The 13,720-nt window shown below is 71.4% G+C and carries 14 protein-coding genes; 3 read left to right on the top strand and 11 right to left on the bottom strand.

Annotated features, from left to right (window positions below; translation table 11 throughout):
* Nucleotides 1-54: 54 nt before the first annotated feature.
* The 5 genes from ABGB18_RS13330 to xylA all read right to left on the bottom strand — a co-directional run bounded on the left by ABGB18_RS13330 (nucleotide 55) and on the right by xylA (nucleotide 5,343).
* The gene (locus tag ABGB18_RS13330; protein WP_347695759.1) at nucleotides 55-573 is read right to left on the bottom strand and encodes a phosphotransferase; all 519 of its coding nucleotides are present in this window, start codon (nucleotides 571-573) and stop codon (nucleotides 55-57) included.
* Nucleotides 570-2,171 carry a lysine--tRNA ligase gene (gene lysS / locus ABGB18_RS13325; protein WP_347695758.1) on the bottom strand — a complete coding sequence of 534 codons (1,602 nt, stop codon included), beginning with the start codon at nucleotides 2,169-2,171 and terminating at the stop codon, nucleotides 570-572. The genes ABGB18_RS13330 and lysS overlap by 4 nt, the downstream gene beginning before the upstream one ends.
* Nucleotides 2,172-2,348: 177 nt before the next feature.
* Complete coding sequence (locus ABGB18_RS13320) at nucleotides 2,349-3,455, bottom strand: Gfo/Idh/MocA family oxidoreductase (protein ID WP_347695757.1); 1,107 nt, start codon at nucleotides 3,453-3,455, stop codon at nucleotides 2,349-2,351.
* The gene (locus ABGB18_RS13315; RefSeq protein WP_347695756.1) at nucleotides 3,452-4,195 is read right to left on the bottom strand and encodes a sugar phosphate isomerase/epimerase; all 744 of its coding nucleotides are present in this window, start codon (nucleotides 4,193-4,195) and stop codon (nucleotides 3,452-3,454) included. Before ABGB18_RS13315 ends, ABGB18_RS13320 begins: the two co-directional genes overlap by 4 nt.
* Nucleotides 4,192-5,343, bottom strand: a complete 1,152-nt coding sequence (gene xylA, locus ABGB18_RS13310) for a xylose isomerase (protein ID WP_347695755.1) — start codon at nucleotides 5,341-5,343, stop codon at nucleotides 4,192-4,194. The genes ABGB18_RS13315 and xylA overlap by 4 nt, the downstream gene beginning before the upstream one ends.
* A gap of 113 nt (nucleotides 5,344-5,456) precedes the next feature.
* Between xylA and ABGB18_RS13305 the strand changes: the two genes are divergently transcribed.
* A complete protein-coding gene (locus ABGB18_RS13305) occupies nucleotides 5,457-6,548 on the top strand; it encodes an ROK family transcriptional regulator (protein WP_347695754.1) in 1,092 nt (363 codons plus the stop codon).
* A gap of 105 nt (nucleotides 6,549-6,653) precedes the next feature.
* On the top strand, nucleotides 6,654-7,577 hold the full coding sequence (locus ABGB18_RS13300; RefSeq protein WP_347695753.1) for a zinc metalloprotease: 924 nt from the start codon (nucleotides 6,654-6,656) through the stop codon (nucleotides 7,575-7,577).
* Nucleotides 7,578-7,645: 68 nt separating this feature from the next.
* Here the strand turns inward: ABGB18_RS13300 and ABGB18_RS13295 are convergent, their stop codons facing one another.
* From ABGB18_RS13295 to ABGB18_RS13280, 4 genes are all read right to left on the bottom strand, one after another.
* The gene (locus tag ABGB18_RS13295) at nucleotides 7,646-8,779 is read right to left on the bottom strand and encodes a DUF917 domain-containing protein (RefSeq protein ID WP_347695752.1); all 1,134 of its coding nucleotides are present in this window, start codon (nucleotides 8,777-8,779) and stop codon (nucleotides 7,646-7,648) included.
* A complete protein-coding gene (locus ABGB18_RS13290; protein ID WP_347695841.1) occupies nucleotides 8,764-10,344 on the bottom strand; it encodes a hydantoinase/oxoprolinase family protein in 1,581 nt (526 codons plus the stop codon). The genes ABGB18_RS13295 and ABGB18_RS13290 overlap by 16 nt, the downstream gene beginning before the upstream one ends.
* Nucleotides 10,345-10,406: 62 nt before the next feature.
* On the bottom strand, nucleotides 10,407-11,735 hold the full coding sequence (locus tag ABGB18_RS13285; RefSeq protein ID WP_347695751.1) for a cytosine permease: 1,329 nt from the start codon (nucleotides 11,733-11,735) through the stop codon (nucleotides 10,407-10,409).
* 217 nt (nucleotides 11,736-11,952) lie between these two features.
* A complete protein-coding gene (locus ABGB18_RS13280; protein WP_347695750.1) occupies nucleotides 11,953-12,195 on the bottom strand; it encodes a hypothetical protein in 243 nt (80 codons plus the stop codon).
* Nucleotides 12,196-12,239: 44 nt separating this feature from the next.
* Between ABGB18_RS13280 and ABGB18_RS13275 the strand changes: the two genes are divergently transcribed.
* A complete protein-coding gene (locus ABGB18_RS13275; protein ID WP_347695749.1) occupies nucleotides 12,240-12,335 on the top strand; it encodes a hypothetical protein in 96 nt (31 codons plus the stop codon).
* Nucleotides 12,336-12,392: 57 nt separating this feature from the next.
* On the opposite strand, the gene ABGB18_RS13270 is transcribed toward ABGB18_RS13275, so the two are convergent.
* Complete coding sequence (locus ABGB18_RS13270) at nucleotides 12,393-13,040, bottom strand: sensor domain-containing protein (RefSeq protein ID WP_347695748.1); 648 nt, start codon at nucleotides 13,038-13,040, stop codon at nucleotides 12,393-12,395.
* A gap of 171 nt (nucleotides 13,041-13,211) precedes the next feature.
* Nucleotides 13,212-13,691 (bottom strand): lamin tail domain-containing protein, encoded by a 480-nt coding sequence (locus ABGB18_RS13265; protein ID WP_347695747.1) that lies wholly within the window; start codon nucleotides 13,689-13,691, stop codon nucleotides 13,212-13,214.
* Nucleotides 13,692-13,720 lie beyond the last annotated feature (29 nt).

The raw sequence follows: 13,720 nt of genomic DNA, 5'->3' as shown, positions 1-13,720 counted from the left end.
TTGCATTGATCGGCCTTTTATCGAACCGCCGCTTCGGCGGCCCTGGAAGTGATCTCATTCACCGTTTCTCGCAAAGTCCGCCGCGAGGTGTCGGGTCACGGTCCGAGTCTCGGCGCCTCCTTCCGAAGGGTGGCATCTAGCTGGGCAATCGTCCATTTCCGAATATTCGACCTTGTTTCTGGCCCGCTCGCGACGGGCTACAGTCGCCGGGCCCGGGGCCAGTCCGGCCACATGCGGTGGTCGGCTTACAATTAATTTCGTAAACCGTTCCAAATCTGGACCGAAAATGATGTCCTGAACTATTGGAGCGAATCCGGCATCGTAATATAGATCGGCTGTGTTCGCCGCAATTAGGTAACGCAGCCGGAGCCGGCGCACGGCCTCGTCGGACGGGTCCGGCGTCATCTCGGCGCGGCCGCTGACCACCATGCGCCGGAAGGCGTCGCCCCGCACGTGCGCCGCTCGCGGCAGCCGCTCGGCCGGTGCCTGGGCCACGGAGGACTTGCCCGCGGCCGAGACGCCGGTGATCGGGACGACACCGTGCGGCTCGCCGGCCGGGCCGGTGCCGGTCACGCGCCGACCAGCTTCCTGACCCGGTCGGCGCCGACCGCCATCAGCAGCGTGGGCAGCCGGGGACCGGTGTCGCGGCCCACCAGCAGCCGGTAGAGCAGGGCGAAGAAGGCCCGCTGGGCCACCTTCAGCTCGGGCGTCGGCTGGGCGTCGGGGGCCAGCCCCGCCTGGGCCTTCGGCACGCCGTAGACCAGCGCGGTGAGGTTGTCGAGCGACCAGTCGTCGAGCCCGTCGGCCAGCAGCCGCAGCGCGTCGCGCTCACCGGGGCCCAGCGAGTCGAGCAGCTCCGTGTCCGGCCGCTCGCGCACCCGCGTGCGCTGGCCGGCCGGCACGTGCTCGTCCACCCAGCGCTGCGCCCGGTCCAGCCGGGGCCGGGCCGCGTCGAGGTCGGTGAGCCCGTCGAGGTCGTGCAGGATGCGCAGGGTCTGCTCGGCGTGCCCGGTCGTGATGTCCACGACGGAGGCCAGCGTGCGGTAGGGGATCGGGTGCGGCGTGACCGGCAGCGGCCCCGCCGCCGTGCCCACCGCCCGGTTGTACGCGGCCAGCTCGGCGGGCTGGGCCTGCCCCTCGGTGACCTTGCGGCCCAGCGCGTCCCACTCGTCGTAGAGCCGCTGGATCTCCTGGTCGAAGGAGATCTTGAAGGACTGGGCGGGCTTGCGGCGGGCGAACAGCCAGCGCAGCACCGGCGCCTCCATGATCTCCAGCGCGTCGGCCGGGGTCGGCACGTCGCCCTTGGAGCTGCTCATCTTGGCCATGCCGGTGATGCCGACGAAGGCGTACATGGGGCCGATCGGCTGTCTGCCGCCGAACACCTCGCTCACGATCCGGCCGCCCGCGAGCCACGCCGAGCCCGGTGAGTGGTGATCGACCCCGGCCGGCTCGAAGATCACGCCCTCGTGGGCCCAGCGCATCGGCCAGTCCACCTTCCACACCAGCTTGCCGTGGTCGTGCCCGGCCAGCCGGACGGTCTCGCCGAAGCCGCACTCGCAGACGTAGGCCAACTCGGTGGACTCGTCGTCATAGGCGGTGACCCTGGTCAGGTCGCGCTCGCACAGATCGCAGTAAGGCTTGTACGGGAAGAAGCCGGCCACCTGCTGCGACCGGTGCGGCGACAGCACGGCGTCGATGTCGGCCCGCCGGCGCACGGCCAGCAGGATCTGCTCCCGGTAGACGCCCATGGTGTATTGCGCGGTCTGGCTGATGCCGTGGTATTCGACCCCCAGCTCCTTCAGGGCGGCGATCATCGGAGCCTTGAAGTGCTCGGCCCAGTTGGAGTGCTTGCTCCCCGCCGGCGCGGGCACCGAGGTCAGCGGTTTGCCGATGTGCTCGGCCCAGGACGGGTCGACGCCCGCCGGCACCCGACGGAAACGGTCGTAGTCGTCCCAGGACAGCAGGTGCACGCAGTCGATGCCGCGCCGCCGGATCTCGTCGGCGACCAGGTGGGGGGTCATGACTTCGCGCAGGTTGCCCAGGTGGATCGGGCCCGACGGGCTCAGTCCTGAGGCGCAGACGATCGGCTTGCCCGGGGCGCGCCGCCGCGCCTCGGAGATCACCTCGTCCGCGAACCTGGAGACCCAGTCGGTCTCGCCACTTTCAGCCATCGCGCCATTCTCGCGGGTCCGCCGGGTTCTGGCGACCGCGTTACCCGGCGGACCAGCGAGGCCGGGGGCTGGGCGGCGGTGCCGCCGCCACAGCCGGTGAGCACGGCCGGCGCGGCCCTGGTCAGGAGAGATCTTCTGAGCCTGGCCACCGACCATACTTCGTTGTGCGTAGTATGGTCACAGCGGCAGGGTGGCCGCGTACGGGTCCCAGCCGGCCGGAAGCGGGTCCGGCGAGGTCATGGTGGAGGTGATGCGGCGGAACTCCGAGCTCTCGCCCGACTCGGAGATGGCGACCATGAGCTCCAGCACGTGATACGCCAGCGTGCCCGAGGCCCGGTGCGGCGTGCCCGCGCGGATCGACCTGGCCAGGTCCAGCACCCCGATGCCGCGCCCCGCCGTCGTGCCGGACAGCGGCAGCTCGCGCCAGTCCGTGTCACGCAGGCCGCGGGCCAGCAGCGGGCCCTCGAACGTGTTGGGGTCGGGCAGCGACAGCGCGCCCTCGGTGCCGATGATCTCGATCATCCGGCGGTTGACCGGCGAGTCGAAGCTGAACGTGGCCGCCGCCGTGGCCGTGCCGGGGAAGTCCAGCAGGGCGTTGACGTGGGTGGGCACGTCCACCGGGAAGACCTTGCCCTGCTTGTCCCCCGAGCCGACCACCCGCTGGGCGTGGGCCGTGCGCGTGTCGGCCGCCACTCGCGTGACGGGGCCGAACAGGGACGCCAGGGCGGTCAGGTAGTAGGGGCCGAGGTCGAACAGGGGGCCCGCGCCGGGCTGGTAGAAGAACTCGGGGTTGGGATGCCAGGACTCGGGGCCGAGGTTCTGGGTGGCCGCCGTGACGGCCACCGGCTCGCCGATGAGACCGGAACGCAGGGCGTGCAACGCCGACTGGAGCCCGGCACCCAGGAAGGTGTCGGGGGCGCCGCCGACGCGCAGGCCCAGGCCCGCGGCCTCGTCCATGACCTTGGTCGCCTCGTCCATGTCGAGGGCCAGCGGCTTCTCGCCGTACACGTGCTTGCCCGCGCGCAGGGACTCCAGCGCGACGGCCGCGTGCGCGGAGGGGACGGTGAGGTTGACGACGATCTCGACCTCCGGCACCGCGAGCACCGTCTCCAGCGTGCCGGACACGGGCACGTCGTACTCCCGGGCGACGGCGGTGGCCCGCTCGGTGTCGAGGTCGGCGACGCCGAGCACCCGTACGTCGGGGAAGGCAGTGAGGTTACGGAGGTACTGGCCGCTGATCACTCCGGCGCCGACCAGGGCGACGCCGACGGGGCCGTTGCTCAAGAGCGCTCCAAGGAGGTGAGGTAGGCGTGACTGTCGGCCAGGGCGTCGAAGATGTCGGTCGCGCATTCGTCGAGTTCGACGACGCGCCAGGCGTCCGGGGCTGCGGCGAGGACCTCGGGGACGGGCATGGCGCCCCGGCCCACGGCGGTGTGCGGCTCGCCCTTGACCACCGGACCGTCCTTCACGTGCAGCGCGCGCACCCGGTCACCGAGGCGGCCGAGCAGGGCGGGCACGTCCGCGCCGCCCACCGCCGCCCAGTAGGTGTCGAGCTCCAGGAACACCCCGGGGGCGAGCAGGTCGGCCAGCACCTCGATCGCGTGCCGGCCGTCGATCCGCGGCTCGATCTCCCACCAGTGGTTATGGTAGCCGAGCTGCATGCCGAGCCCGCTCGCCTGCTCGGCCAGGCCGTTGAGCAGGTCGGCGGTGCGGGCCAGGCCGTCGCGGGTGGTGAACTCCTCGTGCGCGATTCCGCCGGGGACGATCACCAGTTCGCTCCCGATCGTGGCGATCGCGTCGAAGACCGCCGCGGGCTCCATGCTGAGCAGCGCGTACGCGTGCGTCCCCGACAGGCTCAACCCCAGTTCGTCGGCGACCCGCCGGAAACCCTTGGGGTCGGAGACGGGGTCGTAGGGCTCCACGCACCGGTAGCCGATCTCCGCGAGCCGGCTCAGCGTGCCGTCGCGGTCGGAGGCCATGGCCTTTCTGACGGTGTAGAGCTGGACGCTGATCGGTTTTGTCATCCGCGTACCCCCATGAGGTGCTCCAGGGCGAGCTGGTTGAGCTGGGTGAAGTGGAAGCCGCGGGCGGCCGCCGCCTCGACGTCGAAGTCGTCCTTGGCCAGGTCGGCCCAGGTCTCGCCGGGAGCGAGGGTGGGCTGGGCGAGCTCGTCCACCCGGGAGGCGCGCAGGGCCTCCTGGACCTCGGGGTCCTGCCGGAACTTGCGGGACTTCTCGCGGAGGATCAGGTAGGTCCGCATGTTGGCGGCGGCCGAGGCCCACACGTCCTTCGGGTCCTCGGTGCGCAGCGGCTTGTAGTCGAAGTGTCTGGGGCCGTCGTAGCCGCCGTTCTCCAGCAGGTCCACCAGGAAGAAGGCGCTCTTGAGGTCGCCGTGGCCGAAGACCAGGTCCTGGTCGTACTTCGGGCCGTGCTGACCGTTGAGGTCGATGTGGAACAGCTTGCCGTGCCAGAGGGCCTGGGCGATGCCGTGCACGAAGTTGAGGCCGGCCATCTGCTCGTGGCCGACCTCGGGGTTGAGGCCCACCATCTCGGGGTGCTCCAGCTCGCCGATCAGCGCCAGGGCGTGGCCGATGGTGGGCAGCAGGATGTCGCCGCGGGGCTCGTTGGGCTTGGGCTCGATGGCGAAGCGGATGTCGTAGCCGCGCTCGCGTACGTAGTCGCAGAGCAGGTCCAGGCCCTCCTTGTAGCGTTCGAGCGCGGCCTTGACGTCCTTGGCCGCGTCCGACTCCGCGCCCTCGCGGCCGCCCCAGCAGACGTAGGTCCTGGCGCCGAGCGAGGCGGCCAGGTCGAGGTTGCGGATCACCTTACGCAGGGCGTACCGGCGGACGTCGCGGTCGTTGCTGGTGAAGGCGCCGTCCTTGAACACCGGGTGGGTGAACAGGTTGGTGGTGGCCATCGGCACCTTCATGCCGGTCTCGTCCAGGGCCTTGCGGAAGGCGGCGACGGCCTTGTCCCGGTCGGGCTCGACGGCCAGCAGGTCGTCGTCGTGGAACGTGACGCCGTGCGCGCCCAGCTCGGCCAGCCGGTGGACGCTCTCCACCGGGTCGAGCGGCGGCCGGGAGGCGTCGCCGAAGGGGTCGCGGGCCTGCCAGCCGACCGTCCACAGACCGAAGGTGAAACGGTCAGCAGGGGTGGGCGTATATGCGGACATCTGCGTCGAGCCCTCTCTTTAGTCCATAATCTGTACATAATCCTGAGGAGGTGGGCATGGCGGCGTCAAGGGGGGTCAGGCATGATTCCATGCGCGCCCGAAATCTGGCCGTAGTGCTTGGGACCATCCACCGATCAGGACCTCACACCAGGGCCGCGCTCGCCGAGCTGACCGGGCTCACCAAGACCACCGTGTCCAGCCTCGTCGGCGACCTGCTGGAGGCGGGCGTGGTGGCCGAGAGCGACGCCGTGCGGGCCGGGGAGCGCGGGCGGCCGGGCAAGGCGGTGAGCCTGAGCGGGCGGCGGGTGGCCACGCTGGGGCTGGAGATCAACATCGACTACCTGGCCGCGTGCGTCGTCGATCTCAGCCGTACGGTGCGGATGCGCCGCACCAGGCCGGCCGACAACCGCAACTCCGACCCGGCCGCCACCCTGGAGGAACTGCGCGGCCTGGTGAAAGAGATCACGGCGGAGGCGGAGCGTACGGGGCTGCGGATCACCGGTGCGGCCCTGGCCGTGCCCGGGACCGTCGAGGGCGACCTGTTGCGCAGCGCCCCGCACCTCGGCTGGCGGGACGTGCGCGTCGAGGGCCCGACCGACCTGCCGTTCGCCATCGACAACGAGGCCAACCTGGCCGCGCTCGGCGAGTTGTGGTTCGGCTCGCGGGCGGCCGTCGACTTCCTGTACGTGTCCGGCGAGATCGGCATCGGCGCCGGCCTGGTGGTGGGCGGGACGGTGTTCCGGGGCACGCTCGGGCTGGCGGGCGAGCTCGGCCACGTCGTCGTACGGCCCGACGGACCCGGGTGCAGGTGCGGCGGGCGGGGCTGCCTGGAGGTGTACGCGGGCCAGGACGCCCTGCTCGGGACCCTGCCCACGGTGGCCTCGCTCGTCAGCCTGCTGGAGTCAGGGGACCGGCGGGCGCTCGCGGCGTGCCGGCGGGCCGGGCACGCGCTCGGCGTGGCGCTCACCTCGGCCGTGCACCTGCTGGACCCGGGCAGGATCGTGCTCGGCGGGATCTACGCGCCGCTCTACCGGTGGCTCGAAGAGCCGGTCGCCGCCGGGCTGGGGGACAGGCTGGGGCAGATGCGCGGCACGCCGCCCACCCTCTTGGTCTCCGAGATCGGCCCGGACGCGGCCGTGCTGGGCGCGGCGGGCCTGGTCATCCAGCGCCTCATCGCCGAGCCGGCCGGGGTCCTCGGCCTCTAACGTGCCGTTCACTCTATGTGATTGAGCGATTACGATCAGGGTAAAGGGGCGTTTGAAACCCCATCCACCACCTCGCACTTCAGACGTGCGTGAAGGAGGACTCCCGTGCCCAACTCCCCCATCGAGCGCTGCCTCACCATGTCGATCCACCGGCAACTGCTCGCCCGCCCCGAATACGTGCTCGCGCTGTCCGCCCTCGAAAACGCCACATTCGCCAGAAAAACCGCCCGAGCCGCCAGGCGGGACGAGGTGGTCACCATCCCGATCGTGGTGCACGTCGTGCACAACACCCCCGAGCAGGACATCGGCCAGGACCAGATCGACAGCCAGATCACGGTCGTCAACCAGGACTTCCGCAAGGCCAACCCCGACGTGGTCAAGGTCCCGCAGGTGTGGCGGGACCGCGTCGCGGACGCGCGGCTGGAGTTCAAACTGGCCGACGCCGACCCCCGGGGAAACCCCACCTCCGGCGTCGTCCGGCGGCGGACCGGCGTCACGGAGTTCGGCACCGACCACGAGGTCAAATATGCCGACCAGGGCGGCTCGGACGCCTGGCCCGCCGACCGCTACCTGAACGTGTGGGTCTGCCAGATGCGCCAGGCCCTCGGATACGCCACCTTCCCTGGCAGCCCGGCCGAGATCGACGGTGTCGTGATCAAGTACGACGCCTTCGGCACGACGGGCACGGTGGAGGCTCCATACGACGGGGGCCGGACCCTCACCCACGAGATCGGCCACTGGCTCAACCTGCGCCACATCTGGGGTGACGACGGCGACGGGTGCTCCGGCACCGACTTCGTCGACGACACCCCCAACCAGGCCGGCCACAACCGCGGCACCCCCTCCTACCCCCGGTTGAGCTGCGGCAACGGCCCGGACGGCGACATGTTCATGAACTACATGGACTACTGCGACGACGCCTCTCTGATCATGTTCACGCTCGGCCAGGTGGAGCGCATGGACGCCGCCCTGGCCGGGCCACGCTCGACCTTCCTGCCCCAGCAGCTCAGGGAGCGGCTGCGAGCCTGACCGGCGGACGCGACGACGTGGGGGCGGACAGCGAGGGCAGGCGGCGGGGGAGGGCACGGCGCGCGCGGCTACTTCCGCCGGAAGAGTTCTCCAAGGCCGTCAGGCCCGGCGGCGAGACGTTCCACCGGGACGTACGGCTCGTCCAGCCCGAAGCCGGGCGGGCCGAAGCACGCGAGCGCCTCCGGGCTGCGCATGATCTCGGGCGTGGAGATCGCGTAGACGGTCAGCCGCTGGCCGTAGGTGAGCGCCTCCGTGGTGACCGGGGCGCCCGTCTCGCTGTTCAGCGTGCAGATCAGGTCGGGAACGATGGCCACCGGCTCGCCGTTGCGGCGGGCGACGAGGTGCTCGTTCTGGAACACGATCTCCATCGTGTCCTCGACGTCGTCCATCGCGGTCAGGCGTACCCCGCCCCGGGCGAAGCCGTCGACGGTCCGCCGGTCGATGTCGGCGACCTTGCCGCGGAACAGCACGACCCCATGGCTGTAGATGGTGCCGGTGAGCATCTCCGTCAGAGCCTCGAAGGGGTCGCGATGCTCCTCGCGCGCCACGCGGAGGGTGGCGCCGATCCGGGTCGCGAGCGTCAGCGTGTTCGGCACCGCGGTACGGCGGACGGTCGCGGCGTCCATCGGATAGTCGCAGATGTAGGCCGAGCCGCCCATCTGGACGGTCATCGCCCGCGCCAGCCACTCCATCCGCCGGTTGTCCACCGCGTCGATGATGCCCGTGTCGCCGTGATCGGAGGCGATGGACATGGGCGACCCCGGCACGCCCAGCACCGCGAACGTCTCCATCTGCAGCTCGGGGAACGCGCGGCCCATCCCGTCCGCGTCCACCACGGGCAGGCCGGTCTCCGCGCCGAGCAGCAGCGGGATCATGGAGTTGAACCCGCCGCACTCGATGGGCATCGTGGCCGCGGCCCGGCGGCCCAGATGCGCCTCCAGCGCGCGCATGGCGCTCACGATGCCCCGCGGGCCCGGCAGCTTCTCCCAGAAGACGGTCGGGGCGCCCATCAACGCGCACGGCAGCACCAGCGCGTCGTCGGGCAGCTCGTCCACCTGCACGATGCGGATCGAGCGGCCCGCGCGGAGTTGCTGCTCGACCAGCAGCCGGCCCACGTACGGGTCACCGCCGCCGCCGGTGCCCAGCACCGCCGCGCCCTCGGCGAGGTCACGCAACGCCGCCATGGTCAGTTCGTCGCCCACCGGCTGTCCTCCCTGGTCCGGCCCGGTACGAGAGCGAGCTCGCCGACCGCCTTCACCCGGACGCGGACGGCGTTCCCCGGCAGGTAGGCGACATGGACCTCGTCGACTTCCTTGACCTCCACGGTGCCCGGCGCGGCGCCGGCGGCGACGGCCCGGTCGATCGCCTCGGCGCGGGCCTCCTCCAGCACGTCGGCCCGCGTGCGGGAGGAGGTGATCGTGTACAGCCCGTCCACGTCGCCGCCGATCTGGCCGATGGCGGCACCGATGGCGTTGGCCACGGCGTGGTGTTCCGGACGGTGCACGGACGGCACGCCGGGCAGCTCGGCGGGGATGAGCACGCTGCCCCCGCCGACCAGGACCACCGGCAGCGGGGTGGCCGACACCCGCATCCGGTCGACCAGGTCGGCGACCCGCCGCGTCATCCACTCGATGCCGCGTTCGACGAGGTCACGGTCCAGGCGGCCCACCTGGGCCGGGTCACCGATGCCGGCCAGGCCCGCGGCCACGGCCAGATCGGTCGCGGTCAGCACCTGGCCGCCGAAGACCAGCGCCTCGCGCGTGAGCTGATAACCGACCGAGTCAGGGCCGACCTCGAGCTCGGGGGTGCGGGTGACGCGGCTGCCGCCGCCGAGCCCCACCGACAGCACGTCGGGCATGCGGAAGTTCACCCGCACCCCGCCGATGTCCACCTCGCCGGTCGCCTGGCGGGGGTAGCCGCCGGCCAGCACGCCGACGTCCGTGGTCGTGCCGCCGATGTCCACGACGGCGCAGTCGGGCAGGTCGGCCAGGAACGCGGCCCCTCGCATGCTGTTGGTCGGCCCGGAGGCGAACGTGCGCACCGGATAGCGGCGGGTGAACTCGGCGTCCATCAGCGTGCCGTCGTTCTGCGAGAGGTACAGCGGAGCCGTCACCCCGACCGCGCGCAACGCGGCCGTGAAGGACTCGACGATGTCGCCGGCGAGGTCGCGCAGGCAGGCGTTGACGATGGTGGCGTTCTCGCGCTCCAGCAGACCGACCCGGCCGATCTGGTGCGACAGGCTGATGTGCAGGTCAGGCAGCTCGTCCAGCAGGACCTCGGCCGCGGCCTCCTCCATCTCGGCGTTGACGGGGGAGAACACCGAGGAGATGGCCACGCTGCCGATGCCGCGCCGGCCGATCTCCGCGGCGACGCGCCTGAGCTCGCCGGGATCCAGCGGCGCGATGGGCCGCCCGTCGAACTCGTGGCCGCCGTGGCACAGGTGGATGCTCGGCCGCAGGGCCGTCACCAGCCGGGCGGGCCAGTCCACCATCGGCGGCAGCGCGGCCGTGGCCGGCAGCGCCAGCCGGATGACCGCCGTGGGCGCCAGGTGGCGGCCGGTGACCAGCGCGTTCGTGAAGTGGGTGGTCCCGATCATGACGCCGTCCACGGCCGGGTGATCCAGGCCGGGCGCGGCCAGCAGCCGCCGCAGGGCGGTGACGATGCCGCCGGTGACGTCGAGGGTGGTGGCGGTCTTGACGGAGGCGAGGACGGTGGTCCCGGCCATCAGGACAGCGTCGGTGTGGGTGCCGCCGACGTCGATCCCCACGCGCAAGGGAGGGCTCCGTTCTGTGCGGAAGGTGAGTGGGCAGGCCGCCGCGGCGGCGGACGTCAGGCGGGAGGGGAGGTACGTTTGCCGGTCCAGCCGAGCTTCCCGGCCACCACGTACAGGACGAAGGCGGCCACCAGCGCGTTCAACGCGGGGATGCCCCAGGTGAGATAGTTGCCGATCGCGGCGGATGCCAGCCAGATCACCAGCGCGGCCGGCACCCAGCCGGGGGCGGTGGCGGGCAGCGTCCCGGACGCGCGCGACTCCGCCAGCAGCGGGCTCCACGTGCGCACGACGTAGTATTCGGCGACCATGATCCCGGCGATCGGCGGGATGGCGACGCCGAGCAGCACCAGGAAGTCCACGAGATGGTCGGCGATCCCGAGGGCGGCGAGCGCGGTGCCCACGACGCCCAGCACGACGGTGACGGCGGCACGGCCGGTCCTGGCGCCGAAGGCGGTGTGCAGGGCGTTGGTGACGCCCAGCGAGGCCGCGTAGAGATTCCAGTCGTTGGTCTTGAACGTGGCCGAGACGAGCACGAGCACGCCGACGGCGCCGGAGGTGGTGGTGACGATCGAGACCACGTCGCCCGTGCGCAACGCGTGCGCGAGCAGCACGCCGACCAGGGCGAGCACGTACTCGCCGAGGCTGATCCCAAGTACGGTCTGCTTGACCACGTCGGCGGCGTTGCGGTTGAAGCGGCACATGTCGGGGGAGATGACCGCGCCGACGATGAACCCGCCCGCCACCAGCGTCGCGCCCTGGGCCAGGCTCATCGGCGGGCCGGCCGGGGCGGAGGCGACCAGCTCCCCGAGCGGGCGCTGGGTGAGCTCGACCGCGATGGCCCAGCCGGCCAGAACGAGGAACGCCGGGACGGTGATCCACGCGGTCCACGCCATGCCGGCGAAGCCGTGCACCACGATCGCGGTGATCGCCAGGCCACCGACGACGGCCCAGATCCACACGGGCGAGCCGCCCAGCAGAGCGGAGACGCCCTGGGCGAGCACGGCGGACTGGACGCCGAACCAGCCCAGCAGCGACACCGCGATGACGAGGCCGACCAGGCCGGAGCCGTGGCGGCCGAAACCCGCCCAGCGCGCCAGCAACGACGTGGACAGGCCTTCGCGCATGCCCGCGATGCCGAGCGCGATGGCGACCAGCTCCAGGATGGCCGCACCGAGCGTGATGGCGAGGACGGCCTGCCAGAAGGTCATGCCCATGCCGAGGGTGGCGCCGAGCAGGAACTGCGACAGGGCGGAGAGGAGACCGAAACGTTGTACGGCGATGGTGGTCCAGCCGTAGCGGGCGGAGGTCGGAACGCGGTCCAGGGCGTAGTCGTCGCGGGCTAATCCTTCGTCGGCCGCGCTGGGCGGCGACGCCGTCGGGGCCATGGGCATCCCTTCTTCTGGTGCTGTGGGAGACGTTAAGTGCCGACAAGAACCCTGAAAAGAGGCAATTTCCGCGAACGTCCTGTGGAGAAGGACGAGGCCCGAGCCTGGAGAGGGACGAGGCCCGAGCCTGGAGAGGGACGAGCTCGTCATCGCGGAATCAGATCTTCCGCGTTGATCCGTAGCCTTTCGCTCAAGTTTCCTCACCGGGGGGGAGACCTCACGAAGCCGGACACGATCCGGGCGGCGCCGGCGCCGCCGGGGATCCGCTCCGTCCGATGAGCGCGATCGGCGCCAGCGAGACGGCCGCCAGGGCGACGGCGGCGCCGAAGTCGTACAGGAAGGGCTGCTGCACGCCGGTTCTGGTGAGCACCTGGAGGAGCACGGCGAGCACCGCGACGCCGAAGGGCGCGGAGGTGCTCATCGACGAGCCGCTGCCGTCCTCGTGGCGGGAGCCGTACATCAGGGGAGCTGGTCGAGAGCGGGGAGTTCCCGCGGGTCGCGCCGATGATCCAGGAGGGGGTGCGCGGCGCGGACGACAACTTCGAGCGTGGCCTCAACTGGGTGCTCGACGGCATCGAACGCGCGCTGCCGCAGCGGTAACCAACGGTTTGTGGTGCTGCGGCGCCGCTTGCCGAGGGGCCGCGGGATCGGCCGCGGCTACATGATCGTCGCCGGGACCTCCGCGGGGGCGAAGGAGGCGCGGGTGAGCATGGCCTGGGCGAGGCTCGCCTTGACCAGGGCGGCGCCGCGGACGACCGGCACCAGGGTCAGCGCGAACAGCACGCCGATCGCGGTGTTGAGGCCCACGAGCATCAGGTCGCCGTCCCCGAGGCCGAGCAGCGCCGGCAGGCCGCCGTAGAACTCCGGGATGCGGGTGAGGATCCAGCCGTAGAGGGGGAAGGTCAGGCCGGCGATCGTGCCGACCCACCACACGGCGGCCACGGTGGCGGCGGCCAGGGAGATCGGGAAGGCGACGATGCCGTACAGCATGTCCAGCCACGCCTGGCCGCTGGCCAGCGGGTTCATCATGCGGCGGAACCAGCTCGCCCCCGCGGGGACGGGAGTGTAGTGGGGGCGGGCGACGGAGCGGCCGAGCACGCCGGGGAGGGCGACGCGCTCGAAGTCGCTCAGGTTCCTGGTCACGGTGGCGGTGCCGGACAGGATGGGCAGGCCGACGAACGCGACCGCGCTGCCCAGCCCGGCCGAGATGCCGGCGGCGGAGACGGACAGGTGGGCGATGGCATTGGGGAGGCCGAGCAGCGTGTAGCGGGTGTCGGTGGCGAGGCGGCGCCGGAGGTTCGTCATGGCAAAGAACGCTACGGACCGCCCCCGCCTCGGACGACCCTGCTCACGGTCCAATGGGGGGTAGGGACAGCCCTACCCTGAATCCGCGTGCCCCTGATCGCCGCGGACGGTCCTGCCCTGGATCCGCGCGCCCCCGATCGCCGCGGAAGATGTCCGGCCGCCTGGTGGAGGTCAGCAGAGCTTGTAGTCGGCCCGGGACGAGTTGTAGGAGCAGGAGTCGATCAGCTTGCCGGAGGCGTTCCGCAGGTAGGCGGTGTCCGCGCTCTGGTTCCAGATGTAGGCGAACGTGGTCCCCCCGCTCCTGTTCCAGTAGCGGGTGGTGGTGGTGTCCTTGCCCCGGCCGGTCCGCAGCGTGACCGTCTTCCCGGCCTTGAGGGTGAACGCGCCGAACGTGTAGACGTGGTCAGGCGCGGACGTCTTGTCGCGCATGGTCCAGCCCCTGAGGCTGACGGCCTTCTTGGTGGTGTTCTTGAGCTGCGCGTACTCGCCGTTCAGGCTGCTGTTCGCGCCGGAGTCCGGCGAGCCCGGCGAGTCATAGTAGATCTTGGTGATCTGTACGGCCGGGGCGGCCGCCTGGGCGGGCTGGGAGATGACGACGGCGACCATACCGGCGGCCAGCACGGCGGCCGTTAACCGAGATCGGATACGCACAGAGACGCTCCTGGGGATCGGCAATATGA

The organism is Nonomuraea sp. B12E4 (genome assembly GCF_039871825.1).
Lineage (GTDB): Bacteria > Actinomycetota > Actinomycetes > Streptosporangiales > Streptosporangiaceae > Nonomuraea.
The sequence above is the reverse complement of the archived record's forward strand: the minus strand, read 5'-3'. Positions and strand labels throughout refer to the sequence as shown.

Coding starts and splice junctions, on each gene's coding strand:
- ABGB18_RS13270 (WP_347695748.1), bottom strand. CDS start 13,040: ATGACGAACCTCCGGCGCCGCCTCGCCACCGACACCCGCTACACGCTG.
- ABGB18_RS13315 (WP_347695756.1), bottom strand. CDS start 4,195: ATGACAAAACCGATCAGCGTCCAGCTCTACACCGTCAGAAAGGCCATG.
- xylA (WP_347695755.1), bottom strand. CDS start 5,343: ATGTCCGCATATACGCCCACCCCTGCTGACCGTTTCACCTTCGGTCTG.
- lysS (WP_347695758.1), bottom strand. CDS start 2,171: ATGGCTGAAAGTGGCGAGACCGACTGGGTCTCCAGGTTCGCGGACGAG.
- ABGB18_RS13275 (WP_347695749.1), top strand. CDS start 12,240: ATGATCCAGGAGGGGGTGCGCGGCGCGGACGACAACTTCGAGCGTGGC.
- ABGB18_RS13285 (WP_347695751.1), bottom strand. CDS start 11,735: ATGGCCCCGACGGCGTCGCCGCCCAGCGCGGCCGACGAAGGATTAGCC.
- ABGB18_RS13280 (WP_347695750.1), bottom strand. CDS start 12,195: ATGTACGGCTCCCGCCACGAGGACGGCAGCGGCTCGTCGATGAGCACC.